Source organism: Martelella alba (assembly GCF_006516955.1).
GTDB classification, from domain to species: domain Bacteria; phylum Pseudomonadota; class Alphaproteobacteria; order Rhizobiales; family Rhizobiaceae; genus Martelella; species Martelella alba.
Genome location: NZ_VHLG01000010.1, coordinates 82,629 through 106,543, shown reverse-complemented (window position 1 = coordinate 106,543; position 23,915 = coordinate 82,629). Strand labels below are relative to the sequence as shown.

The window sequence follows — 23,915 nt, the reverse complement described above, 5'->3', positions numbered from 1 at the left end:
GTTTTCCGGTTCATCGCCCGGCTTTGAGTGGCACCCGGCGGAACCGGATGCCACGATGTCAGAAATTACTGTGCGGTCGCAACCTTCTCGGCGATCGTCGACAGCGGCTCCTGCAGCGACTGGATCGCCTTGGAAAGCTTGGCGGCGTCGGATGCCCGCAGCTCTTCGGTGTAGACAACATAGCCGCCGAGTGCGTCGGGGTCACGATAGGTTTCCAGAAGAGCGTTGACCTTGGCAAACTGGTCGTTGATCTGAACCGTCAGTTCAGGATCGATCTCTTCCATGCCTGGCTGAAGGAAGGCAAAGGCCTGCTGCGCGCCTTCAACATTGCCGGCGAAATCAACCAGGTCGATATGGCTATAGGCTTCTTCTTCACCAGTGATCTTGTTGCTCTGGACTTCCTCAAGCAGGCCGGCGGCGCCATTGGCAAGGTCTTCCGGCATATATTGCAGGCCCTTGGCAACGTCGATCAGCATGGCGACATTGGTTTGCAGCTCAGCCGCCTGTGTCTTGGTTTCATCGGTGATCTCACCTTTTTCGAACAGATCGCGCTCGATGGCGTGGAAACCGTGCCAGCCCACGTCCGGGTCAAGATTGGACGCGCGCATGTCGATCAGATAGTCGAGATTGCCGTGATTGTCGGTCACGTCAAAGCCCGGCATGATGAAGCCGTCGACATCGGATTCGATGCGTTCGTAGAAGGGACGGGCCTTGGCATAGTCCTGCTTGGCAGCTTCCAGATTGCCAGCATCGATATCGGTCTTCAGCTTGTCGACGGCCGTCAGCATGGCGTCGGCAATGCCGGCGGCATAATTGGCATAACCGTCCGCGCCCTGCTGCAGAATGGCGGAGACGCCGCCGGTTGGCTTCGGCGTCGGTGCGCCGGTGACCGTGAAGGCGACCTGCTCATTGGCAGCACCCGGGCAATAGATCTGATAGTCGCCGCCGCCAAGCGTCACCGTGAAGGACACCTTGGGCAGGCCGGGAGCGAGATTTTCCTTTTCGCCAAGGATGCGGTTTTCGCTCAGAAGCTCAACCTCGGTCAGGGCGGTTGCAGTCTTGTTCGTCACGCTGAAGGTGACCGGACCGGCCTTGGCGCTGTCGAAGTCGATGGCGCAGGTGCCGCCATCGTCACCTGTCATGGTAATGGCAACCTGCGAGGCGCCGTTTTCAACCGGAGCCTCATCGGCAAAGGCCGAGCCAGCTGCAAGCAGGGTCGCAGCGGCTACGGTGGCCCTGAGGTGAAACTTCGGATCATGAATGCGTGACATAGGGTGTTCCTTTCGCACGATGGGTGTTGGTGGGACAGTCCTGTCCGAGAAGTGTGTTCCTGCGGCTGCGCGAAAAACCGGCAAGGCCCGAAAGCGCAAGGAAAGCCGCAGCAAGCAGCAGGATGGCGGGCATGAAACGAGCCCAGAAACGATATTCATGCAAAGCGGCGGCATGGCGCAAAACAGCGGACTTGACGGCCTCGCGATAGGCTGGATCTACAGAATAGGCCGCCCCCGCATCGCGGGCGGTGAAGCTGCGCGGCGTTTGCAAGCCGCCGCCTGAAAGGGTCACGATCACGGCATCGCGGCCGCTTGCATCCAGAAGTCTTCCGTCAACGGTCCAGATTTTCAAAGCCCGGTGGATCGACCACTCAGCCGTGAAGGGGCCAGGGTTGCGGCCGGGGGAAATGCCGGTCGGCAGATGTCCGCCGCCCAGTGCAACAAGATCGTTAAGATCAAGCGTATCAGGACGGGCCGGTGGCGAAAACGTATCGGTGAGCGCATAGGCAAGGGTATCGAGGCCGTCATAGCTTTCCTGCATCGCTGATGCCGGATCGATGGCAAAGCGCTCCTCGTCCTCGCCGGCAAGCGACAGCACCAGGCTGTCAGGCTGGCCGGACGGCGTTGACTTGAGCGCCAGACTGCCAGCCGGTGCCTTGCTGTCCTGCGCGATGAGCGCCGCCGTTGCCGGGGTCTGAAGCGGCAGATAGGGCGTGCCGACCACCAGTATGGCGGCGATCAGCAGCAGGCAGGCTGCGATCACGCATTTGATCTGTGCAGCAAGACGCAGACCGGGGCGATGGGCGGCAGGCCAGTAGACGATGAGGCTGACGGGGAGCAGATAGGCGAGCCAGCCGATGACCTCAATGAGGCGCGGATCGGCGGGGATGCCAAGCACGCCGGTCATCAAAGCGGAACGGATGGTGCCGGGGGCGACCAGCCAGGTGAGGTTCACGGTCGCCTGCTGGCCGGCATTGAGCCATCCGGCCTCATGCGCCGTGCGCAGCGAACTCAAGACAAGGCCTGCGGCAACCAGAATCAGAAAAGCGCCGGTGATGCGGAAAAAGCGAGACAGGTTAAGCTTCACGCCGCCGATATAAATGCCCCAGCCGATAAGAACGGCGAGCACGATGCCGGACACGGCGCCGATGGCGGCATAGGCGGTAGACTGGGCTGCGGAGAAAGTCGCCAGCAAAAAGACGCTGGTTTCAAACCCTTCGCGCAGAACTGCAAGGAATGCCATACTGGCGAGCGCGACCGCGCCGGTCTGGCCGATAGCCTCGGCGGCCTCGGCCTCGAGTGAACGCTTCAGGTCGCGCGCATGATTGTTCATCCAGAACACCATGCCGGTGACGAAGATCACGGCAATGGCGCCGATAACAGTCTCCATCGCTTCCTGCGCCGCCTGGGGCAGGGCCTTTTCGACAAGCGCCAGCGCAACGCCGACGGCAATCGACAAAATGACGGCGACGGTGACGCCGATCCACATCGGGGCAAGGCTCTTGCCGTTCCTGGCAAGAAAGGCGGCGATGATCCCGACGATCAGTGCGGCTTCCAGTCCCTCACGCAATCCGATGATGAATGTCGCCAGCATTGTTGAAATCGTATCCTTGCGTCTTCTGCCCGTCCGAGTCTGAAGCCGGCGCTTGTTTGCCTCCGGGCAGTTCGGGCGGCATGAAAGCGCTATCGCCTCAGATCAGCATGATTAAAACCGGAGACGAATAATCGACTTAACGATCGTCACCCTTAGGCAAGAAGAAATCATATTGCAATACCAATTGTTTAGAGTGATTCCAGAAAGCGATATAGTCGACTCCTAAAATAGGAATAATGCAGTCATGTTTATGTCGCGATTCCAGTAACTTCGCCTGAAACACTGCTGGCAACGACGTGGAAAAGTGGTTTCGCGATTTGATGGTCGTCAGGCAGTTTGAGCGCGGGATGTTTGCATTTTTGTCGCGGTGACTGTTTCGTTTTCCGCTTGTCATCATCATTATTATGTATATACATTATAAAAAACAACAACGGGGATTGCCATGAACGGATTGAAGCCTTCGGCCCAATCAGGCGCCGACGGGACCATTCTCTTCAAGAATGCCCGGCTCCTGGAGCTGGCGGATACGCATTTCACGGTCATTGAGGATGCCGCACTTTTCGTACAGGATGGCCGGATCAGCTTTTCCGGCAGGCGGGCCGACCTCGCTTTCGAGATCCCCGGTGAAACCGAGATTATTGACTGCGCCAACCGGCTTGTGACCCCTGCATTGATCGATTGCCATACGCATCTCGTCTTTGGCGGAAATCGCGCCCGTGAATTCGAGATGCGCCTTGATGGCGCCTCCTATGAAGAGATCGCGCGGGCTGGCGGAGGCATTGTTTCAACCGTTTCCGCCACCAATGCCCTGAGCGAAGCAGCGCTTGTCGAAGCGGCACTGCCGCGGCTCGACACACTGATTTCCGAAGGTGTTGCCACGGTTGAAGTCAAATCCGGCTACGGGCTCAATATCGCGACCGAACTGAAGATGCTGCGCGCGGCGCGCCGTCTGGCAGATCTCCGCCCGGTGCGGATCGTTACCACCTATCTTGCAGCCCATGCGACACCGCCGGAATATAAGGGGCGGAACGCCGCCTATATTGCCGAGGTCGTACTGCCGGGACTTGAGGCTGCGCATCGCGAGGGGCTCGTTGATGCGGTGGATGGGTTTTGCGAGGGCATTGCCTTTTCGCCGGACGAACTGAAACCGGTCTTCGAAAAGGCGAAAGCGCTCGGTCTTCCGGTCAAGCTGCATGCCGAGCAGCTTTCCAATCTCGGCGGTGCGGCAATGGCCGCATCTTACGGCGCGCTTTCGTCCGATCACCTTGAATATCTCGATGCGGCAGGCGCGGAGGCGATGGCCGAGGCCGGGTCCGTGGCTGTGCTTCTGCCGGGCGCCTATTATACGCTGCGTGAGCCGCAGGCGCCGCCGGTTGCCGCCCTCAGGGCGGCCGGAACAAAGATCGCGCTGGCGACGGACTGCAATCCCGGCACCTCGCCGCTGACATCGCTGCTTCTGACGATGAATATGGGCGCGACCCTGTTCCGGCTGACGGTCGGGGAATGCCTCGCAGGCGTGACGATCAATGCCGCCCGGGCGCTCGGCCTTCAGCATGAGACCGGCGCGCTGGAGCCGGGCAAGGCCGCCGATATCGCTATCTGGGATGTCGAAGAACCCGCCGAGCTGGTCTACCGGATCGGCTTTAACCCGCTGAACAGTCTTTATGCCAGAGGCCGGAGGATTATCTGATGCTGACGCTGAAACCCGGATCTGTCACCCTTGCCGAACTTGAAAGCCTCTACTGGAACAAGACTGCTGCCCGGCTTGATCGCGCTTTCGATGGCGGGATTGACAAGGCAGCTGCCCGTATCGCCGAGATCGCCCGTGGTAATGCGCCCGTCTATGGCATCAATACCGGCTTCGGCAAGCTTGCCTCGATCAAGATCGACGCCGCCGATACCGCGACGCTGCAGCGCAATCTGATCCTGTCGCATTGCTGCGGTGTCGGCCAGCCGCTGGACGAGGCCATCGTACGGCTGATCATGACGCTGAAGCTGATCTCGCTCGGCCGGGGTGCATCCGGTGTAAGGCGCACCATCGTCCTGCTGATCGAGGCGATGCTTGAAAAGGGCGTGATCCCGATGATCCCGGAAAAGGGCTCGGTTGGCGCCTCCGGTGATCTGGCGCCGCTTGCCCATATGGCTGCCGTGATCATGGGGGAGGGCGAAGCCTTTTATAATGGCAGGCGCCTTGCCGGTGCGGATGCTCTCACGGCTGCCGGGCTCCAGCCCATCGCGCTCGCCGCCAAGGAAGGGTTGGCGCTGATCAACGGGACGCAGGTGTCAACCGCGCTTGCCCTTGCGGGTCTGTTCAGGGCCTTCCGCGCCGCAAAAGCCGCTCTCATCACTGGCGCGCTTTCCACCGATGCGGCCATGGGCTCGTCCGCGCCATTTCACCCCGATATTCACACCCTTCGGGGCCATCAAGGGCAGATTGATGCCGCGGCGGCATTGCGTGGCCTGCTGGACGGATCGGAAATCCGCCATTCCCATATCGAAGGCGATGAACGCGTGCAGGATCCCTATTGCATCCGCTGCCAGCCACAGGTCGATGGCGCCTGTCTCGATCTACTGCGCCAGGCTGGCCGGACGCTGGCAGTCGAAGCCAATGCGGCGACTGACAACCCGCTGGTGCTTGGCGATGACAGCGTCGTATCCGGTGGCAATTTCCACGCCGAGCCGGTCGCCTTTGCCGCAGATCAGATTGCGATCGCAGTTTGCGAGCTTGGTGCGATTGCCCAGCGCCGCGTGGCACTGCTGGTCGATCCAGCGCTGTCCTATGGCCTACCGGCCTTTCTGTCGAAAAAGCCGGGTTTGAATTCCGGTCTGATGATTGCGGAAGTGACCTCTGCGGCGCTGATGAGCGAGAACAAGCAGATGTCGCATCCGGCATCGGTGGATTCCACCCCCACCTCGGCCAATCAGGAAGACCATGTTTCGATGGCCTGTCATGGAGCGCGCCGCCTGCTTGCCATGACCGAGAACCTTTTTGCGATCATCGGCATCGAGGCGCTGTGCGGCGGGCAGGGCGTGGAACTGCGCGGACCGCTCGTCACCTCGCCAGCTTTGCTGAAGGCGCTCGCCGCCATCCGCGCCGCCGTGCCCGCGCTGGAAGAGGATCGCTACATGGCCGATGATCTTGAGAAAGCCACCCGGCTGATCGGGGATGGTATGCTGGTCGGCGCGGTCGACGCCGCCGTTCTGCCGGTCCTTTGAGGAGAGAAAGATGGAACCCGTCATCATTCGTCAGGGCACATCGCCCGTCATTCTGGGCTTTCCCCATGTCGGGACGAACGTGCCGGAAGCGATCGCCGCGCGGCTGAACGACAATGGCAAAATCCTCGCCGATACCGACTGGCATGTGGAGCGGCTCTATGACGGTCTTCTCGATGATGCCACCATGGTTCAGGCGACGTTCCACCGCTATGTGATTGACGCCAATCGCGATCCTGAAGGCGTGAGCCTCTATCCCGGCCAGAACACGACCGGGCTGGTGCCGGAAACCGATTTCGATGGCGCGCCGATCTGGAAGGATGGCGAGACGCCGGATGCAGACGATATTGCCGCCCGCCTTGAAGCCTTTCACCGGCCCTATCATGCAGCCCTTGCCGCCGAGATTGCCCGGGTGAAGGCCATTCACGGCATTGCCGTGCTCTATGACTGCCACTCGATCCGTTCGCACATCCCCTTTCTCTTTGAAGGCAAGCTGCCGGATTTCAACATTGGCACCAATCTCGGCATCACCTGCGCGCCGGAATTCGAAGCCGCTGTCGCCAGTCTGGTTTCAGGCACAAGAGGCTATGATTATGCGCTGAACGGACGTTTCAAAGGCGGCTGGACGACGCGGCATTACGGCCATCCGGCGGCGGGCGTTCACGCCATACAGATGGAACTGGCGCAATCCACCCATCTGGCAACAGAAGAGCCGCCCTTTGCCTATGATGAGGAAAAGGCGGAGCGGTTGCGGATGCATCTGAGAGATATTCTGGAGCGGATCGAGCGCATCGCGCTTTCCGCCCGCATTTAAGAAGAGGGAACGAGACAATGACCAATCCGCGTCTGAATTCACGCGTGATCCACGCGCCGACCGGCACAGAGCTCAACGCCAAGAGCTGGCTCACCGAAGCGCCGCTGCGCATGCTGATGAACAATCTCGATCCCGATGTCGCCGAAAAGCCGCATGAGCTGGTCGTCTATGGCGGTATCGGCCGCGCGGCCCGCACCTGGGGCGACTTTGACAAGATTGTCGAGACGCTGAAGACGCTGGAAGATGACGAGACGTTGCTGGTCCAGTCCGGCAAGCCCGTCGGCGTGTTCCGTACTCATAAGCATGCACCGCGGGTGCTGATTGCCAATTCGAACCTCGTGCCGCACTGGGCCAACTGGGATCACTTCCACGAGCTCGATAAGAAGGGCCTGATGATGTATGGCCAGATGACGGCCGGCTCCTGGATCTATATCGGCGCACAGGGCATCGTTCAGGGGACCTATGAAACCTTCGTCGAGGCCGGTCGCCAGCATTTCGGCGGCGATCTCAAGGGCAAGTGGATCCTCACCGGCGGGCTTGGCGGCATGGGCGGCGCCCAGCCGCTTGCAGCCGTCATGGCGGGCGCCTCATGCCTTGCGGTTGAGTGCGATCCCTCCCGCATCGATTTTCGTTTGCGGACCGGTTATGTGGACGAGAAGACTGACAGCCTCGATGAGGCGCTGGCGATGATCGATGAATGGACGAAGGCGGGGCTGACCAAATCGGTCGGTCTCGTCGGCAACACCGCCGAAGTGTTGCCGGAACTGGTCAAGCGCGGTGTGCGGCCCGATATCGTCACGGACCAGACTTCGGCGCATGATCCGGTCAATGGCTATCTGCCGGCTGGCTGGACGCTTGGCGAATGGCGCGAGAAGGCGGAGCGTGACCCGAAAGCGGTGGAAAAAGCCGCCCGCGCTTCGATGCGCACCCATGTCGAGGCCATGCTGGCCTTTTTCGATCAGGGCATTCCGACCGTCGATTACGGCAACAATATCCGTCAGATGGCGAAGGAAGAGGGGCTGACACGCGCCTTCGCCTTCCCCGGCTTTGTTCCGGCCTATATCCGCCCGCTCTTCTGCCGGGGTATCGGCCCCTTCCGCTGGGCCGCCCTTTCCGGCGATCCGGAGGACATTTACAAGACCGACCAGAAGGTCAAGGAACTGCTGCCGGACAACAAGCATCTGCATAACTGGCTCGACATGGCCAAGGAGCGCATTCACTTTCAGGGCCTGCCGGCGCGAATCTGCTGGGTCGGCCTCGGCGAACGCCACCGCCTCGGCCTTGCCTTTAACGAGATGGTGCGCAATGGCGAGCTGAAAGCGCCGATCGTCATCGGCCGCGATCATCTTGATTCGGGTTCGGTCGCCTCTCCCAACCGCGAAACCGAGGCAATGCAGGACGGATCGGATGCTGTTTCCGACTGGCCGCTGCTGAACGCGCTGCTCAATACCGCATCGGGTGCCACATGGGTGTCGCTGCATCATGGCGGCGGCGTCGGCATGGGCTTTTCGCAGCATGCCGGCATGGTGATCTGCTGTGATGGCACGGCAGATGCCGATGAACGTCTGGCGCGCGTGTTGTGGAACGACCCGGCAACCGGCGTCATGCGCCATGCCGATGCCGGCTACGAGATCGCCGTCGAATGTGCGAGGGAGCATGGTCTTCGGCTTCCGGGCATTCTCGGAAACTGATTGATGCGGATTCTGAAGGTCAGTGCCTATCGCGTGATGGCATGGAAGAATGGCGGTGGAAAGACGGCGGAGATTGCCGTCTCTCCGGACGGCGCCTCGATGGCGGATTTTGACTGGCGGCTTTCCATGGCCGATGTCGCCGGGGATGGGCCGTTTTCGGCCTTTCCCGGCATTGATCGGACGCTGACTGTCATTGAAGGCGCCGGGATGGAGCTGAGCGGTGATAAATTACCGGCAACAATGCTTGAGCCTGGCGTCCCCTTCGCATTCTCTGGCGATGAGCCGGTTTTCGCCCGTCTGACGGCCGGACCGATCCGTGACTTCAATGTCATGAGCCGGCGCGGCCGTATCCGCCATCAGGTGAAGGCGGTGCGATCTCAGAACCGGCTGGAGATCCGTTGCGACAACGATACCATGGCGCTGGTGCCGCTGATGCCGTGCCGTGCCGGCGAAATCAGGCTTCAGCCATTCGCTACGCTGATGCTCAACCGGAGCGAGGCCTGCGCCCTGACGGCAGATGTGGCGATCACCGTGCTGCAGATCCGCATTGACCTGAACTGAGCAAGCCATCTGGATGGCTGCTGCCATCTTGCCATCTACTGCGATACTCCCATATAGAGAGCTATTGAGATGGAGACTTCGGCGATGCCTCAACCACAGCTTTCCGTTCGCAGCGCGCGCGCGCGTGATCTTGCACATCGGCTTGCCCAGCGTGAAAACCGCTCCATCGCCGATGTGGTTGAGCGCGCGCTTGAAGCTTATGCTGAGCGTGAAATCGGGCATGAGCCTGCCCGTCAGTTTTTCACAAGGCTTGCCACTGACTATGGCAGTGACGTCGATCTCGATGCTGTCATCCGCGAGAGCCGCACACCACACCAGGGTCCCGACCTGTGATTTTTGTCGATACCAATGTTGTTTCGGAATCGCTGCGCCGTGAACCTGACCGTAACGTTCAGGACTGGCTGATCCGCCATGATGGTGAACTGGCCTTGTCGAGCGTTGTTATCGCAGAGATTGCCTTTGGTATTGAAAAGATCAGACCGGATGAACGCGCGCATCGGCTTGCCGAAGGGCTGTCGGCATGGCGTGGCCGGTTCCATGACAGGCTCTTTGCCTTTACCGAAGATGCGGCAATTGCCTATGGTGAGATCATGGGCCAGTCCATCCGAAACGGCCGTCCCATGTCCGTGCCGGATGGCATGATTGCCGCCATTGCGCGGGTGAATGGCGGGATCCTTGCCACACGCAATCTCAAGGATTTTTCGGCCATCGGCATCAAACTGCTTTCGCCATGGACCGATCGCTAATAACCCTCCCGACATAAGGCTTCGAGTGCTGCCTGATCCAGACGATCCAGCGACAGGGCTGGCAGGAGATCATTATCGGCGGTGAGATCCCGTCCGAAAGCTGCGGAGAAAATCGCGATGCCCGCCTCGTGCAGCAGAGCCGGCCTGCCGGTGATGCGGCCGAGAACAGCCGTTGCATGCAGGCCAAATGGGACGTCCTCGAAGACATAGCGGCTATCGGCTGTTGATGGCCCCTGACCGCCGCGCCCGGCGGCATGCATTTCCTGGTTCATCGCCGAGACCGAGCCAAGCGGGACGTGGAAGGACAGCGAGAAATGTTCCTGCACGGTCTTTGTCTTCAGCCCGAAAGCCTCAGCAATCGACAGGCGCTCCCGGTCCAGCGCTTCGATGAAACGGCCGACGGCGGGCGTCACATGCTCGCCCTGGCCCCAGATCTCGCCCTTTTCCATTCGCGTCAGGTTCAAAAGCGCGATGCCGAGATGGTTTTGCGGATTGAGGTTTGACAGCGCGATCGCCATCAGACCGGCGCGCGGCACGAAACGGTCGCCGAAAATCGCCGTGCAAAGCAATTGCCCCTCTTCCGCCCGGCTTTGCGGCAGGGTCGCCATGTCGATCTTCTGGCGAACCGTGTTGACCGTAACGGCCGTCTCGCCCTTCCGGCGTCCGGTCAGCAATGTCGTGCCCCAGGCGATGATCAGATTGTCCTTGCCCTCAGCCTTCAGGCATTTCGACAGATAGAGCGCGGCGAAGGAGGCATGCGATGAGATGATCACCGGGCAGGCCGGATTGATCACCGGACTCAGGGCTTCAATCGCCATGCGGTGCGCGTTGACGGGCATGGCAATGATGGCAAGCTCAGCGCCATCCAGCGCTTCGGCGCAGCTTTGGGCAACGGTGACCGTACCGGTGAATGTCACGGCGCCTGAGGCGACCAGATCGGCCCTTTCACCAAGTGTCTTGCAGCCGGTTCCGGAAGGCGACCAGAGCCGAGCTTCATGCCCCGCCGCAGCCAGAAAAGCGGCCATGCCGAAAGCGATTGATCCGGCGCCGAGAATGGCGATTTTCATCAGCTCGTCCTTACATGTACTTGGTGGGCAGGGCGGTGGTGAATTTCAGCTCTTCCATGGCGATGGAGGAGGAAATGTCGGAAAATTCCAGCCGCGAGATCATGGTCTTGTAGACCTGGTCGTAGACTTCGATATCCGGCACGACAACGCGCACGAGATAGTCGGTATCGCCCGTCAGCCGATAGGCCTCGGTGATTTCGGGAATGCCGCGCAGCTGTTCGCGGAAGGCGTCAAGCCAGTCGGCGGTGTGGCGCGGCGCCTTGATGGCGATGAAGATCGTCATCGGCACATTGGCCATCTTTCGGTCGATCAGTGCAACGCGATTGCGGATGAAGCCCATCTCCTCCATGCGCTTGATCCGCCGCCAGCACGGCGTATGGGATAGGCCAACCGCGTCGGCGATTTCGGTGACGGTCTTGTCAGAATCGCGTTGCAGCAGATCGACAATCTTGCGGTCTATTTCATCAAACATGAGTTTATTTGTCCGTGATCGCAGATTTCAATTTAGGTGATGCGGGCAGGAAATAATTTCCTTTTCTCAAGCAGTTGCGCCAATTCCAGGTCGGGGCCTCAAAGGTTCGGCGTGGTAAAAATGCAAAGGTAGACACTTGTCAAACAGCAAAAATAACGCATGATTTGCATAAATTTTAGATTTTGTGACAGCTTGCCTAAACGTTACGCAATTATGATCAGTTTTCAAGCAGAAGGTCAATGATGCAAATTTCGACTATTTAGGTCGCGTTACGTAGGATGGATATGCTCAATAATGATGTTGGGCGCAAATATTTGGACACTCTCTTCATGTGGGGCTGATAGGATGAGTTCATCGTTTCCCGCAATCAAAATGAAGAGAATAACCATGAAACGGATTGGGTTGATCGGCGGCATGAGCTGGGAAAGCACGGCGGTATATTATCGGCATATCAATGAGGAAGTTCGGCGCCTGAAGGGCGACGGGCTGGCCTCTGCCGATATCGCCCTGCGCTCGGTCAATTTCGCTGATGTCGTCGCCCTGCAGAAGGCAGGGCTCTGGGACAAGGCTGCCGAGTTGCTGATTTCGGTCGCAAGGGAGCTTGAAGCCGCTGGCGCCGACATGGTGCTGATCTGCACCAATACGATGCACATCCTCGCCGATCAGGTTCAGGCGGCCATTTCCGTGCCGCTGATCCACATCGCCGATGTTACCGGTGCGGCTGTCGCTTCTGCCGGTGCGAAGCGGCCGCTTCTGCTGGCCACCCGCTATACGATGGAGAAGGAATTCTACATCGACCGGCTGCGTTCTGCCTATGGGCTCGATCCGATCGTGCCTGAAGCGGATGATCGCACCATCGTGCATGACGTGATCTTCGATGAGATCTGCTGCGGTGTAATCTCGAAGCCATCCCATGATCGCTATGTCGAAATTGTTGGCCGCGCGGCCGAAAAGGGTGCCGACAGCGTCATCCTTGGCTGCACCGAGATCGGCCTTCTGGTTGAGCAGAAGGATTTTGCGATCCCGGCCTTCGATTCCACCTTCATTCATGCCGAAGCCGCTGTCGCGCTTTCGCTGTCGGAAGATTTTGCCGCGTCAGGCGCTGTTTTTGAGAGGGCAGAGCTGAACGCTTCAATTCGCTGAGATGCGCCGCCTGCGGCTCATGTCAGCAAACCGGGCCCGAAAAAGGGCCCGGCAATTAAAAGGGGAAGTGCCTGTTCTGTCCGGAATGAGAGCCGGGCAGTGCAGGTAGAGCAATAATCAAAGAAGGAGAGTGACATGACCCTTATCAAGCCGACGCGTCGATCGACGCTGAAAATGATGGCTTCAGGCGCCGGTATCCTGGCTGCGCCCTCGATCATCCGCCCGGCCATGGCCCAGGGCAGTGTTTTGAACATCACCACCTATGACAAGTTCCTGCCGGAGGATTTCGTCAAGGATTTCCAGAAGGAAAGCGGCATCGAGATCCGCATCCGCCTGACCGACGACCAGGGTAAGCAGTATAATCTGGTCGCCGCCGAAGGCGATCAGCCCTCGACCGATATCGTCACTGTTGCCGGTCACCGCATCAGCCAGTTTCTGACGTCAAACCTGCTGCAGCCGCTCGATGTCGACAAGATCCCGAATTTCAAGAACCTTGCCAAGCCTTATGAAGGCGCCAAGCAGCTGACCTTTGATGGCAAGGTTTACGGGGTGCCGCTCCTTGCCGGTTTTGAAGGCATGGTGCGCAACACCGACTACACCAAGCCGTCCGACAGCTGGGAACTGATGTTCGACCCGGAATATAAGGGCTTCACCACCTATATCATCTCCGATTTCCTGTCGATCACGATGAAGTATCTCGGCTATGACGGTGATTTCGTCTCCTATATGGACAAGCCGGAAGAAGCGCAGAAGGCAACCGATGCGGCGCGCGACTATCTGATCGAACACAAGGACATGGTGCGCAAATATTACGATGCCGGCTCCGAGGTTCAGCAGATGCTGATCAATGAGGATGTCTATGTCGCCCAGGCCTGGTCCGGCCCGGCCTCGAAACTGATCATGGATGGTCACCCGATCGAGCTTTCGATCCCGAAGGAAGGTACCTACGGCTTCCTCTACTCCTTCAATCTGGTCAATAATGCTCCGAACCCGGATGCGGCCTATACCTTCTTCAACGCGCTTCTGGCCAATCCGGAGGTCGGCGCGCAGATGGTGCGCCAGTCGGGCTTTTCCAGCGCCTTTGCCGGTGTCGACGCACTTTTGACCGACAAGGAACGCGCGGCAATCGCCTTGCCGGAAGAGCAGATCGCCCGGATCGTCTTCTTTGGCGATACCAACCGTGAAATGAAGAACGAGATGATCGACCGCGCAACGGCCGAAGTCAAAGCGGCCTGACGGCCAATTTGTGGTTGCGGGGCGGCCCTTCCGGCCCGCAACACTTCTCCAACAGGCGCATCAATCACATGGCTTCGATTTCAATGGCCGGAAAACCCTCCGAAGAGGCAGGACGTGCCCCCCGCTATGCGGGCTGGTTCGGCCGCCTGATACATAGTTCTCTCTACCGCGCGACCATCGGGGTCGTGGCGGACTCAGCCAGACTGCGCATGACCATTCTCGTCATCGTACCGCTGGCCTGGATCCTTTTCTTCAACATTGGCCCCATCCTGCAGATGGTCAACATCTCGCTGATGGAAAACTATCCTCTGATGGACGGGCAGTCGGCCAGCTATTCACTGGCGCAATATCGCCTCTTCTTCGAGGACAGCCTCTATTTCACACCCTTTATCCGCAGCGTCATCTTCTCGGTCGGCGTCACGGCGATCACGCTGGTCGTTGTCTATCCGGTTGCCTATTATGTCGCCAAGGTGGTGAAACCCTCCTTCCGCAATCGGGCGCTGCTTCTGCTTTTGACCCCATTCTGGGCTGGCGAGATCATTCGTACCTTTTCGGTGATCATGCTTCTCGCCAATCGCGGTGCGGTGAATATGTTCCTGCGCGAATTCGGCTTCATCGACCGGCCGATCCCGATGCTTTACACCTATTTCTCGCTTAGTTTCGGCGTCATCTATCTGATCTCTCTCTACATGTTGCTGCCGCTCTATTCGTCGATCGAAAAGATCCCGAATTCGCTGGTGGACGCAGCTGCCGATCTCGGCGCCGGCCCCTTTACCCGCTTCCGCCGGGTGGTCCTGCCGCTCTCGCGTGACGGCATCATTTCCGGCTGCAGCCTCGTCTTTCTGACGACGATCGGCGTGTTCTCCGCACCGCTTCTGCTTGGCGGGCCAAACACAGTGATCTTCCCGGAAATCATCGCCCAGCTGTTCCATGGATCGAATGACAAATGGCCGGCGGGTGCTGCCTTTTCTATCCTGATGCTGGTTGTCTCGCTGACAACGGTCGGGCTGTTCATGCGCGTCGCCAGCGGCGGCAAAAACGTCAAGCTGATGTGAGGGAGCACGCCATGACCCGTAGAGAACCGCAAAACTGGCTGCTCACCGGCTTTTACTGGGCCTTTGTCGCCTATCTTCTCGTACCATTGCTGCTGATGATGGCGATGAGCTTCAAGGACGCCAATTTTATCTCCTTCCCGATCCAGAGCTGGACGCTGAAATGGTATGGTGAGGTGCTGGCGAGCAAGCAGTTCCTGGATGCCGTCATGTATTCGATCATGATCGCCTTCGTGACAACCGCGATTGCCACCGTGATCGGCGTCTGGATCGCGCTTCTGGCCTCCAATGAAAAGGTGCCGTTCCGGGCGGCGATTTTCGCGCTGGCCTGTCTTCCGGTGGTTGTACCGGGCATGATCCAGGCGATCTCGATGCGCATTTTCATCCGTCTGATCGATATGCCGACGGGTACGACCGCCATCATTCTCGGCCACACGGTCCATGCCGTTCCCTTCGTTGTCATCATGGCGATGACGCGGCTGCGATCAATGCCGAAGAGCCTGACAGACGCCGCGCGTGATCTTGGCGCCGATAATTTCATCGCCTTCATCCGCGTCACGCTGCCCTATCTCGGCCCGGCGCTGGTTGGCGGCATGATCTTCTGCGTGCTGACCTCCATTGATGACTTTGTCCGCACCTTCTTCCTTGGCGGCTACGAACTGACGCTTCCAATGTTGATCTTTGCAAAGCTTTCCAGCGGCATGTCGCCCGATATCAACGCAATCGCGACCCTGGTGCTAATCGTCACCGCTGTCGTTGGTCTTTACGCGGAGCGCCTTTCCGGCCGCTCGAGGAACTGAAATGCAGCCTATCGTACATTTTTCCAACGTCACCAAATCTTACGGCAGTGGTGCGCCGGCTGTCGATGCGCTCGATCTTGCCATCGAAAAGGGCAAATTCGTCACGCTTCTCGGCCCGTCTGGCTGCGGCAAATCGACGACGCTCAGAATGCTGGGCGGTTTCGAAACACCGACGTCCGGCGCAATCACGCTGTCGGGCAATGACGTAACCTATCTCCCGCCACACAAGCGCAACGTCAATATCGTGTTTCAGGATTACGCCCTGTTTCCGCATCTCACCGTCGCCCGCAATATTGCCTTCGGGCTGGAACTGAAGGGCATGTCATCGGCCGGTATCAAGAAGCGGGTTGACGAACTGCTCGCTCTTGTCCGGCTGGAAGACTATGCCGATCGCATGCCAAGCGCGCTGTCCGGCGGCCAGCGCCAGCGCGTGGCGCTGGTCCGGGCGCTGGCGCCCGATCCGGATGTCCTGCTGCTTGACGAACCGCTTTCGGCGCTGGATGCGAAACTCCGTCACCAGATGCAGATCGAGCTCAAATCAATCCAGGAGCAGACCGGCAAGACCTTCCTCTTTGTCACCCATGACCAGGAAGAAGCCGTCACCATGTCAGATGTGATCGTCGTGATGAATAGCGGCCGGATCGAGCAGATGGGTGATCCGCAGACGCTTTATGCGCGCCCGAAAAACCGCTTCGTCGCGACCTTTATCGGCGAGTCCAATTTCCTCGATGCCACCATGGTCTCGGCAGAAGACGGCATCGCCACACTCAACTGGGGCGGCCTCGAAATCCATGCCTGCCTGACCGGCCCGGCTCCCGAGGCGGGCCGCACTGTGACCGTGTCACTCCGGCCCGAGGCGATCTTCGCGGTCAAGCAGCAGCTCAACCGGCGCAATGTACTGCCGGGCGAGATTGTCGGCGAGATCTTCAAGGGCAGCCATTCGTTGCTTACCGTTCGGCTTCCCGATGGCCGTGAACTGACGGTGGATCTCGACCCGGTCGCCCTTGGCCAGATTGACAGTTCCTCCGTCTGGATCGGCTGGCGCGAGAATGATGCTGTGGTGCTTGCCGATTAAGGCGCCACACCCGCTTTCGAAAACGACGGCGGTGCTGTAGCCGCCCGGCTAAACGACATGAAAAGAAGATGACCATGACAATAACAGGCCAGGGACTGGACGCGCTCAATGCGCGGGTCAGGCAGGATCTCGACTACCTCAACTATCCGCCGAAGAACTGGGTGAAACCGGTCGCTGATGTCGATGGAAAACCGGTCAGCGACGTTGTCATCGTCGGCGGCGGCATGTGCGGTCTGGTGGCCTGGCTGGCGCTGACAAGGGCCGGCATCAGCAATATCCGCATTATCGACAAGGCGAAAAAGGGACTTGAGGGCCCATGGCTCACCTTCGCCCGGATGGAGACCCTGCGTTCGCCGATCAACCTTACCGGCCCGGCGCTCGGCATGGCGTCTCTCACCTTTCAGGCCTGGTACAAGGCACAGTTCTCCGAAGCCGACTGGAATGCGCTATACCGCATTCCGCGGCCGATGTGGCAGGATTATCTGATCTGGTATCGCGACGTTTTGGGCATTCCGGTCGAAAACGACATGGATGTGAAGACGGTGACACCGCGCGCCGACGGGCTTTTGGCCCTTGATATGGCCGATGGCAGCACGATCATCACCCGCAAGCTTGTCTGGGCGACCGGGCGCGACGGGCTGGGCAAGGAACGGGTGCCGGATTTTGTCGACGGCCTGCCGCGCGGCACATGCTGGGCGCATTCGGAAGACGCGATCGATTTTGATGCACTGAAAGGCAAGAGGATCGTCGTCATCGGCGTTGGCGCCTCTGCCATGGACAATGCAGCCGAAGCACTGGAACATGGTGCAGGCGAGGTTCGTCTTCTGGCGCGACGTAAAACCATGCCGACGATCAACAAGCTGATGGGTATCGGCTCTTACGGCGTGACGGCCGGATTTCCAAAGCTTGATGCCGAATGGCGCTGGCGGCTGATGAGCTATGGCGAGCGCCAGCAGACGCCGGCCCCGCATGGGTCGACCCTTCGGGTCAGCCGACATGACAATGCCTTCTTCCATTTCAACTGCCCGATCGCTTCTGTCGAGAAGTCAGGCGATGAAATCGTCGTGACGACCACAGCCGGCCGCGTTTTCCGCTGTGATTTTCTGATCACGGCGACCGGCTTTCTGGTCGATCCGCTGGCTCGGGAGGAATTTGCCGGCTTCGCCGACAGGATCGCCTGCTGGGACGATCATTTCACACCGCCAAAAGACGAGGAAAGCGATGGGTTGGGCCGGTTCCCCTGGCTGGCGGAAGACTTCGCCTTCACGCCGAAAAACCAAGGCGACGCGGCTTTCCTTTCCGATATTCACTGCTTCAACTATGGCTCCGCGCTCAGCCTCGGCAAGGTGTCGGGCGATATTCCTGCCATCAGTGAAGGGGCGACATGGCTTGCCAAGGGGCTTGCGGCAAGCTTCTTTGCCAAAGACCTGGACCAGTATTGGCAGGAATTGCTCGTCTATGAGAAGCCGGAACTGGACGGCAGCGAATGGTGTGATGCCGATGCGGTTCAAGAGGCCTGATGAGGACAAGATGAAAAAGACAGTTTACTATTACCACGCCCTGTCATCGCCCTGGGCCTATCTGGGCTGGCCGCAATTCAAGGCGCTGATCGTAAAGCACGACCTTGACGTGGTCGTTCGCCCAACCCGGATCGTACCGGATAATGGCGGCGTGCCGCTCAGAACCCGGCCCGAGCCGCGTCAGGCTTATCACGCGGTCGAGCTTGATCGCTGGCGCAAACGCCTCAACATGCCGCTGGTGCTGAAGCCGAAACACTATCCCACCAATAATGAGTTTTCCGCCCGTATGGTGATCGCCGCCGATCGTGAAGGCCTGCCGGCACTTGATCTGTCGCACGCACTTTTGCACGCGCTGTGGAGCGAGGAACTGGATGTGACCCTGCCAGAGGTGCGTATCGACGTTGCCAACCGGCTCGGCCTTGATGGTACGGCGCTGCAGGCGATGGAGGAAGATGCCGATATCATTGCTGCCTGGCATGCAAGCCATGACGAGGCGAAGGCACGCGGTGTCTTCGGCACACCGACATGGATATACAAGGACGTGCTCTATTGGGGGCAGGACCGTCTCGATTTTCTGGATGAAGCTCTGAGTGAGGATTGAAATGAGCGTTGACGTCATCGATAAAGTGCTGGGCAGTGATGCCGATCTGACGGCCCTGCGTGCGAAGCGCGAAAAGATCAGGGCGCTGACGCAGGCAAGCCATGATGCGGCTTTGAAGCCGAAGGACCCGGGCAATTTTTCCTATGGCCTGCGCGCCGCCCTTGCCCAGCGCATGGCGGGGCTGTGGCATGCAGACGAACTGGTTGTCCATTATCGCGCACTTCTGGCTGAAACCGGAGAAAAAGGGCTGGAGCCGCTGAGCGAGCCGGGCTTCATTCCCGGCAGCGATCCCCGCCTGGCAGCCATTCTCGCCCATGTCGATCTGATCACGCTTGAGCCGAAACAGGCAAGCCGTGCCAATATTGAAAAGCTTTATGCAGTCGGGCTGAGCGACAAGGATATCGTCACGCTGGCTAGCCTGATTGCCTTCATCAATTACCAGGTTCTGGTGGTTGCCGGTCTGAAAATGCTGAGGGATCACTGATATGTCCGAAACGGTCCAGTCCAAACCAATCCATGAATTCACGCTTGAGCCGCTCGAATGGCACCCCTATGTCACGCCGGTAAAGCTTTCCGAGGCAACGCCGGAGCAGTTGTCCGCATTGAAGGTGACCCCCTCCAATACCAAGGTTTCCGATTATGTACTGGTGCTGGCGCAGGAGCCGGAAACGCTGGCCGAGCGCACGCCGCTTTTCAACGACATCATGTATGCGCCGGACGGTTTGTCGCGCGGCGGGCGGGAAATCGGGGCGCTGGCTGCCTCCTTTGTCAATAAATGCATCTATTGTGCCGCGGTTCACGCCAATCGCTATATCCAGCTGGAAAAGCGGCCGGACGTGATCGACGCGGTTTATGAGAAAGGGCTGGAGGCCGATCTGCCCGATTTTGAGCAGGCCCTGTTCAATTTCGGCGTCGATCTGACGGCGCATCCCGATCATGTCGGCGTCTACCAATTCTACCATCTGCGCGAGATCGGCCTTGATGACCTCGAAATCCTTGACCTCATCCACGCCGTTGCAATTTTCGGCTGGGCCAACCGGCTGATGCATACGCTGGGTGAACCGCATGTGAAGCAGTGATCCCGATCAGAGCCCCCGGACGATCAGGCGATCTCGTCCGGGGCTCTGCAAATTCAAAAGGGCGTTGCCGCACCGGTTACCCGTGGCGGCTCAGAAACTATCTGAAAAACTGATTTACTTATAGCGTTGCCTGTCTCGGATACTCGGTGCGAATTGCAACTCCCGGAGACAGTGATGACTGGCAGAATACTCAAGGTGCGCACCGCCTGCAGCTCTTCTTCTCGCAGCGGCGCCATGACCCCGCCACCGCGCGACCGATCACCATCGGCAGGCCAGAAGGATGGCACCAGCATGCCGAACTTCACCACCGGTGAAACCCGGAAATCGCGGCTCGGCCAATGGCTTCAGGAAAAAGAGGACAAGGTCTATGCGGAAGGGATCAAGGCCTTGAACGAAAAGAGAAAAACGATCCCATTTGGCGATGTGGCAGCGCAGCTTCGGGCCTGGGACGAGCAGCAGCAAACGAATGCCCGGAAAATTGCGGAGATCCGGCGGCTCAGCGCTGAAACCAAAGCGCAGGCTGAGAGGTCGGCAGCACCGGCGCAAAGCGATATGGCGAAGCCGCAGGACAGCGCTGCATCCAGACGCTGACCACCAAAGAGTGGATAGGTTCGCGCTGCCATCCTATCCTTCGGTATAGCGCAACCATGCGGACGCGCTCTTTCATGGCACGCCGCAACTGTCGATAATTGCCCGAACGATCGAAGACAATATTCAAGGGCAATCACCATGTATCCTCGACTGCTGTGCTACGCGGTTCTTGTTTGCGGACTTGCAACATCTGTTTCCGCAGCTGATCTGGCCATGCCGGAGGGGCCGGTGATCCTGCGCGTTTCCGGTGCGATTTCAGCCACGAACACGCCGGACGGCGAGGCCGTTTTTGACCGGGCCATGCTGGATGCCCTGCCGCAGGAAGATTTCACCACAGGCACGGTCTGGACCGAAGGCACAAACCATTTCTCCGGCGTGCCACTTTCGGACCTTCTTGGGCTTGTCGGCGCAAACGGCAAAATGCTGAAGCTCGTGGCTCTCAACGACTATGCCGTCGAAATTCCAGTCGCCGATATAGACCCGAAAGCCCCGATCATCGCCTCGCATCTCGATGGTGAAGAGATGTCGGTGCGCGACAAGGGCCCGCTATGGCTGGTGTTCCCCTTTGACGACAACCCTGCATATCGCAGCGAAGTGACCTATTCGCAGAGCATCTGGCAATTGGCCAAAATCGAGGTTGAAGACTGAGCTTAACCAATGGCCCATATGAACCAGCGCGAAACTGCAGCAGGCAGGAAGCATCGATGGCTGCGCTATGCCGCCGCCGCCATCACGGCGACGGCGACCGGTCTGCTGTTGCTGTCGCTGGGCCTGCAATTGGTGCGCGAGGTCAGAAGCCTGCAGGCTGCGCCTTCTGACAGCATGCAATGGGCGCTTGCCCAGGTTCAGGTTGAGCTTCTCGTTCTCACCCAGACCGTCGATGGCGCCATCGATGCCTATAATCATGAACAGGTGCTCCATGCCGACAGTTCACTGGCAGATGTCCGTCAGCGCTTCGATATCTTTTACAGTCGTGTTGCCACGCTGCGGCAGGGTGAGGTTTTTGTCCGCCTGACCGATCAGCCCCGCGCTATGAAAGCGCTTGGAAACATTCAGGCAACGCTTGCGGCCGCACTCCCGGTGATTGATGCCGACGATGCAACATTGGAGGCTGCTCTACCGGATCTGTTCAGGCAGTTCAGCGCTATCCAGACTGATGTGCGCCGCCTGATGCTGGAGGGGATTCGTGTTCTGGCCACAAACGCCGACGCCCAGCGACAGTCCTTTTCCGTCCTCCTGATCGAGACAAGCATCGTTACAGCGATCGTTCTTGTCGCCATGGTGGTGGCCCTGCTTTTGCTTGTGTTTCAGGCAAGGATCTCACGCCGCCGTTCGGAGGCCCTGCGGGTCAGCAATGAACTGTATTCCAGCGCAGTCGGGGTGTCGCTCGATCCGATCCTGGTAACGGCGGAGGATGGACGCATTCTCGATTGCAATGCCGCCGCCGAGCGCGTCTTCGGCTTTCACCGTGAAAATGTGCTCGGCCGTAAGGTCGAAGACCTGATCATCCCGCCGGAACGGCGCAGGATGCACCTCGACAGCCGGGCACAATATCTCGCCGAAAACGGACAGCACTCCCATGTGTCGGAACGGCTTGAGATCGAAGCCCAGCGCATCGATGGCGCGCGCTTTCCCGCCGAAATCTCCTTCGGCTTCACCCGCGGCAGCGACGGAGCAATCTTCACGGTCTATATTCGCGACATTTCCGATCGAAAAAAGATGCAGGAAACGCTGACGGCCGCCCGCGACGAAGCCATTGCGACGGCGCGGGCGAAGTCGGAATTCCTCGCCGTCATGAGCCATGAAATGCGCACGCCGTTGAATGGCGTGATCGGTGTGCTCGACATGCTCGGCGAAACCCGGTTGACGGCAAAACAGAAATCCTATCTGCAAACGGCGTTGACCTCAGGCGAGATCCTGCAACGGCGGATCAACGAGGTTCTGGATATCACCCGACTGGAAGCCGGTGCGGCAACGCTCAATCCTGCCGGTTTTTCGGTGTCCCGCCTGCTCAACGAATTGCAGCGGATCAGTACGCCGGAAGCGGCAAAATCGGGCAACCAGATTGTCGTTGACATCGCCGACGGCATCGAAGATTTCGTGCAGGACCGTCACTATCTGCGCCAGGTGCTGATCAATCTGATCGGAAACGCTGTGAAATTTACCGAAAACGGCACGATCACGCTCAGAGCACGCGGAGACGAAAACGGGATCGATTTTTCGGTTGTCGATACCGGAATTGGCATCAGCAGCGCTGATCAGCAACGTATCTTCGATGATTTCGTCATGCTCGATTCCTCTTATGGTCGCAAGGTGGCCGGTTCGGGCCTCGGTCTCGGCATTGCCCGGCGGATCGCAACGCTGATGGGGGGAACGCTGAGCGTTGAAAGCAATTTGGGGCAGGGCAGCGTGTTCACCCTCAGCCTGCCGCCGCTTGCCGAGCCGGATCTTCAGGCCGAACATGAAAATGAGATCGTGGCACAAACGACGCCGAACCGGGCGCAGTTCGCCCTTGATATCCTGCTGGTCGAGGACAATGAGACCAACCGCTTCATCGCCCGCGAAATGCTGCGCCGCCATGGCTGCCGGATCGTCGAGGCTGTTGATGGCCAGCAGGGTGTCGAAGCCGCCGCAGCCAGGCGTTTCGATATTATTTTCATGGATGTATCAATGCCGCGGCTGGACGGGATCCGCGCGACAGAGATCATCCGTTCCGGCGATGGAGCATCGCAACAAAGCGTTATTATCGGCCTCACCGCCCATGCCCTGCCGGAGGAGCGGCAGCGGATGCTGGAAGCTGGCATGCAGGACTGCATTTTCAAGCCGTTGCGCGCCGCAAGGCTGGCCGGGGTTCTGGCGCAATATGCAGGTAAATCCGGCAAGACACAGCCGGAAAGCAGCGCAATATCAGCAGAATCGCATGAGCTTTTCGACCACGAGACCTTTCGTGAACTCGCCGCCGCTTTACCGCCAGCGCTTTTTTCGCGTCAGATGGAGCGCTTTCGTCAGGAACTGACAAATGTGCTTGACGATCAACTCGCGGAAGGGCGGACATTGCCGCAATGGGCCGATGCTGCCCACAAGCTCGCCGGTTCAGCCGCCGTTTTTGGCGCCCGCAAGTTACGCCGGGCTCTGCAGGCACTGGAAATGGCATGTAAGGCTGACGACCGCTCCGATCTTCAAAATCTTCGTGAAGCCGTGTCTTGCGCGGCCAATGAAACGCTTCAGGCACTGAAGACTGCGCCTCCCCGCACAGGCTAATCCCCTTCGGGCGCCAGCTCTCCAATCCAGCGCATATCATCCTGTTTTCGCTGACATTGTACCGGCGTTTTCTATACCGATGGATAGGCTGGCACACCTCATGAGATCACCACTATCCGCCCTCGTTT

Annotated in this window: 23 protein-coding genes; 19 read left to right on the top strand and 4 right to left on the bottom strand. The window is 59.1% G+C overall.

The window, feature by feature from the left end:
* Positions 1-65: 65 nt before the first annotated feature.
* Entirely contained in the window at positions 66-1,271 is a 1,206-nt protein-coding gene (gene efeO / locus FJU08_RS14880) for an iron uptake system protein EfeO (protein ID WP_141149808.1), read from the bottom strand.
* Positions 1,255-2,865, bottom strand: coding sequence for an iron uptake transporter permease EfeU (gene efeU / locus FJU08_RS14875; RefSeq protein WP_141149807.1), 1,611 nt, complete (start codon positions 2,863-2,865; stop codon positions 1,255-1,257). The genes efeO and efeU overlap by 17 nt, the downstream gene beginning before the upstream one ends.
* Before the next feature lie 442 nt (positions 2,866-3,307).
* Here efeU and hutI point away from each other — a divergent pair, with 442 nt between their 5' ends.
* The 7 genes from hutI to FJU08_RS14840 all read left to right on the top strand — a co-directional run bounded on the left by hutI (position 3,308) and on the right by FJU08_RS14840 (position 9,890).
* On the top strand, positions 3,308-4,555 hold the full coding sequence (gene hutI, locus FJU08_RS14870; protein ID WP_141149806.1) for an imidazolonepropionase: 1,248 nt from the start codon (positions 3,308-3,310) through the stop codon (positions 4,553-4,555).
* On the top strand, positions 4,555-6,081 hold the full coding sequence (hutH, locus tag FJU08_RS14865) for a histidine ammonia-lyase (RefSeq protein WP_141149805.1): 1,527 nt from the start codon (positions 4,555-4,557) through the stop codon (positions 6,079-6,081). The genes hutI and hutH overlap by 1 nt, the downstream gene beginning before the upstream one ends.
* Positions 6,082-6,091: 10 nt before the next feature.
* Entirely contained in the window at positions 6,092-6,892 is an 801-nt protein-coding gene (gene hutG / locus FJU08_RS14860) for an N-formylglutamate deformylase (RefSeq protein ID WP_141149804.1), read from the top strand.
* 17 nt (positions 6,893-6,909) lie between these two features.
* Positions 6,910-8,583 (top strand): urocanate hydratase, encoded by a 1,674-nt coding sequence (gene hutU / locus FJU08_RS14855; protein WP_141149803.1) that lies wholly within the window; start codon positions 6,910-6,912, stop codon positions 8,581-8,583.
* Between the two features lie 3 nt (positions 8,584-8,586).
* Complete coding sequence (locus tag FJU08_RS14850; RefSeq protein WP_141149802.1) at positions 8,587-9,144, top strand: HutD/Ves family protein; 558 nt, start codon at positions 8,587-8,589, stop codon at positions 9,142-9,144.
* A gap of 84 nt (positions 9,145-9,228) precedes the next feature.
* Entirely contained in the window at positions 9,229-9,477 is a 249-nt protein-coding gene (locus FJU08_RS14845; RefSeq protein ID WP_141149801.1) for a type II toxin-antitoxin system VapB family antitoxin, read from the top strand.
* Positions 9,474-9,890 carry a type II toxin-antitoxin system VapC family toxin gene (locus tag FJU08_RS14840; RefSeq protein WP_141149800.1) on the top strand — a complete coding sequence of 139 codons (417 nt, stop codon included), beginning with the start codon at positions 9,474-9,476 and terminating at the stop codon, positions 9,888-9,890. Before FJU08_RS14845 ends, FJU08_RS14840 begins: the two co-directional genes overlap by 4 nt.
* On the opposite strand, the gene FJU08_RS14835 is transcribed toward FJU08_RS14840, so the two are convergent.
* On the bottom strand, positions 9,887-10,957 hold the full coding sequence (locus tag FJU08_RS14835; protein ID WP_141149799.1) for an NAD/NADP-dependent octopine/nopaline dehydrogenase family protein: 1,071 nt from the start codon (positions 10,955-10,957) through the stop codon (positions 9,887-9,889). The genes FJU08_RS14840 and FJU08_RS14835 overlap by 4 nt on opposite strands.
* 10 nt (positions 10,958-10,967) lie before the next feature.
* On the bottom strand, positions 10,968-11,429 hold the full coding sequence (locus FJU08_RS14830; protein ID WP_141149798.1) for an Lrp/AsnC family transcriptional regulator: 462 nt from the start codon (positions 11,427-11,429) through the stop codon (positions 10,968-10,970).
* Between the two features lie 387 nt (positions 11,430-11,816).
* Here FJU08_RS14830 and FJU08_RS14825 point away from each other — a divergent pair, with 387 nt between their 5' ends.
* From FJU08_RS14825 to FJU08_RS14770, 12 genes are all read left to right on the top strand, one after another.
* The gene (locus tag FJU08_RS14825; RefSeq protein WP_141149797.1) at positions 11,817-12,572 is read left to right on the top strand and encodes an aspartate/glutamate racemase family protein; all 756 of its coding nucleotides are present in this window, start codon (positions 11,817-11,819) and stop codon (positions 12,570-12,572) included.
* Positions 12,573-12,707: 135 nt separating this feature from the next.
* Entirely contained in the window at positions 12,708-13,808 is a 1,101-nt protein-coding gene (locus FJU08_RS14820; protein ID WP_141149796.1) for an extracellular solute-binding protein, read from the top strand.
* A 68-nt stretch (positions 13,809-13,876) separates the two neighbouring features.
* Positions 13,877-14,863: an ABC transporter permease gene (locus FJU08_RS14815; protein ID WP_141149795.1), complete on the top strand. Its 987-nt coding sequence runs from the start codon at positions 13,877-13,879 to the stop codon at positions 14,861-14,863.
* 11 nt (positions 14,864-14,874) lie between these two features.
* Positions 14,875-15,660 carry an ABC transporter permease gene (locus FJU08_RS14810; RefSeq protein WP_141149794.1) on the top strand — a complete coding sequence of 262 codons (786 nt, stop codon included), beginning with the start codon at positions 14,875-14,877 and terminating at the stop codon, positions 15,658-15,660.
* A 1-nt stretch (position 15,661) separates the two neighbouring features.
* Positions 15,662-16,735 (top strand): ABC transporter ATP-binding protein, encoded by a 1,074-nt coding sequence (locus FJU08_RS14805; protein WP_141149793.1) that lies wholly within the window; start codon positions 15,662-15,664, stop codon positions 16,733-16,735.
* Positions 16,736-16,809: 74 nt separating this feature from the next.
* Positions 16,810-18,255, top strand: a complete 1,446-nt coding sequence (locus FJU08_RS14800) for an NAD(P)-binding domain-containing protein (protein ID WP_141149936.1) — start codon at positions 16,810-16,812, stop codon at positions 18,253-18,255.
* 10 nt (positions 18,256-18,265) lie between these two features.
* A complete protein-coding gene (locus FJU08_RS14795) occupies positions 18,266-18,856 on the top strand; it encodes a 2-hydroxychromene-2-carboxylate isomerase (RefSeq protein WP_141149792.1) in 591 nt (196 codons plus the stop codon).
* A 1-nt stretch (position 18,857) separates the two neighbouring features.
* Positions 18,858-19,340 (top strand): CMD domain protein, encoded by a 483-nt coding sequence (locus FJU08_RS14790; RefSeq protein WP_141149791.1) that lies wholly within the window; start codon positions 18,858-18,860, stop codon positions 19,338-19,340.
* A 1-nt stretch (position 19,341) separates the two neighbouring features.
* The gene (locus tag FJU08_RS14785; protein ID WP_141149790.1) at positions 19,342-19,935 is read left to right on the top strand and encodes a peroxidase-related enzyme; all 594 of its coding nucleotides are present in this window, start codon (positions 19,342-19,344) and stop codon (positions 19,933-19,935) included.
* Between the two features lie 174 nt (positions 19,936-20,109).
* On the top strand, positions 20,110-20,526 hold the full coding sequence (locus FJU08_RS14780) for a hypothetical protein (protein ID WP_141149789.1): 417 nt from the start codon (positions 20,110-20,112) through the stop codon (positions 20,524-20,526).
* Positions 20,527-20,664: 138 nt separating this feature from the next.
* Positions 20,665-21,174 carry a putative pterin-binding protein gene (locus FJU08_RS14775; RefSeq protein ID WP_141149788.1) on the top strand — a complete coding sequence of 170 codons (510 nt, stop codon included), beginning with the start codon at positions 20,665-20,667 and terminating at the stop codon, positions 21,172-21,174.
* Between the two features lie 9 nt (positions 21,175-21,183).
* Positions 21,184-23,787 carry a hybrid sensor histidine kinase/response regulator gene (locus FJU08_RS14770; RefSeq protein ID WP_141149787.1) on the top strand — a complete coding sequence of 868 codons (2,604 nt, stop codon included), beginning with the start codon at positions 21,184-21,186 and terminating at the stop codon, positions 23,785-23,787.
* Positions 23,788-23,915 lie beyond the last annotated feature (128 nt).

What these genes read in the sequence shown, in the direction of transcription:
- FJU08_RS14830 (WP_141149798.1), bottom strand. Translation starts at nt 11,429, where the DNA reads ATGTTTGATGAAATAGACCGCAAGATTGTCGATCTGCTGCAACGCGAT.
- FJU08_RS14845 (WP_141149801.1), top strand. Translation starts at nt 9,229, where the DNA reads ATGCCTCAACCACAGCTTTCCGTTCGCAGCGCGCGCGCGCGTGATCTT.
- FJU08_RS14780 (WP_141149789.1), top strand. Translation starts at nt 20,110, where the DNA reads ATGACTGGCAGAATACTCAAGGTGCGCACCGCCTGCAGCTCTTCTTCT.
- FJU08_RS14800 (WP_141149936.1), top strand. Translation starts at nt 16,810, where the DNA reads ATGACAATAACAGGCCAGGGACTGGACGCGCTCAATGCGCGGGTCAGG.
- FJU08_RS14815 (WP_141149795.1), top strand. Translation starts at nt 13,877, where the DNA reads ATGGCTTCGATTTCAATGGCCGGAAAACCCTCCGAAGAGGCAGGACGT.
- FJU08_RS14850 (WP_141149802.1), top strand. Translation starts at nt 8,587, where the DNA reads ATGCGGATTCTGAAGGTCAGTGCCTATCGCGTGATGGCATGGAAGAAT.
- FJU08_RS14785 (WP_141149790.1), top strand. Translation starts at nt 19,342, where the DNA reads ATGTCCGAAACGGTCCAGTCCAAACCAATCCATGAATTCACGCTTGAG.
- FJU08_RS14790 (WP_141149791.1), top strand. Translation starts at nt 18,858, where the DNA reads ATGAGCGTTGACGTCATCGATAAAGTGCTGGGCAGTGATGCCGATCTG.
- FJU08_RS14775 (WP_141149788.1), top strand. Translation starts at nt 20,665, where the DNA reads ATGTATCCTCGACTGCTGTGCTACGCGGTTCTTGTTTGCGGACTTGCA.
- FJU08_RS14825 (WP_141149797.1), top strand. Translation starts at nt 11,817, where the DNA reads ATGAAACGGATTGGGTTGATCGGCGGCATGAGCTGGGAAAGCACGGCG.
- hutI (WP_141149806.1), top strand. Translation starts at nt 3,308, where the DNA reads ATGAACGGATTGAAGCCTTCGGCCCAATCAGGCGCCGACGGGACCATT.
- hutH (WP_141149805.1), top strand. Translation starts at nt 4,555, where the DNA reads ATGCTGACGCTGAAACCCGGATCTGTCACCCTTGCCGAACTTGAAAGC.
- hutG (WP_141149804.1), top strand. Translation starts at nt 6,092, where the DNA reads ATGGAACCCGTCATCATTCGTCAGGGCACATCGCCCGTCATTCTGGGC.
- FJU08_RS14805 (WP_141149793.1), top strand. Translation starts at nt 15,662, where the DNA reads ATGCAGCCTATCGTACATTTTTCCAACGTCACCAAATCTTACGGCAGT.
- efeO (WP_141149808.1), bottom strand. Translation starts at nt 1,271, where the DNA reads ATGTCACGCATTCATGATCCGAAGTTTCACCTCAGGGCCACCGTAGCC.
- FJU08_RS14810 (WP_141149794.1), top strand. Translation starts at nt 14,875, where the DNA reads ATGACCCGTAGAGAACCGCAAAACTGGCTGCTCACCGGCTTTTACTGG.
- efeU (WP_141149807.1), bottom strand. Translation starts at nt 2,865, where the DNA reads ATGCTGGCGACATTCATCATCGGATTGCGTGAGGGACTGGAAGCCGCA.
- FJU08_RS14820 (WP_141149796.1), top strand. Translation starts at nt 12,708, where the DNA reads ATGACCCTTATCAAGCCGACGCGTCGATCGACGCTGAAAATGATGGCT.
- FJU08_RS14770 (WP_141149787.1), top strand. Translation starts at nt 21,184, where the DNA reads ATGGCCCATATGAACCAGCGCGAAACTGCAGCAGGCAGGAAGCATCGA.
- hutU (WP_141149803.1), top strand. Translation starts at nt 6,910, where the DNA reads ATGACCAATCCGCGTCTGAATTCACGCGTGATCCACGCGCCGACCGGC.
- FJU08_RS14835 (WP_141149799.1), bottom strand. Translation starts at nt 10,957, where the DNA reads ATGAAAATCGCCATTCTCGGCGCCGGATCAATCGCTTTCGGCATGGCC.
- FJU08_RS14795 (WP_141149792.1), top strand. Translation starts at nt 18,266, where the DNA reads ATGAAAAAGACAGTTTACTATTACCACGCCCTGTCATCGCCCTGGGCC.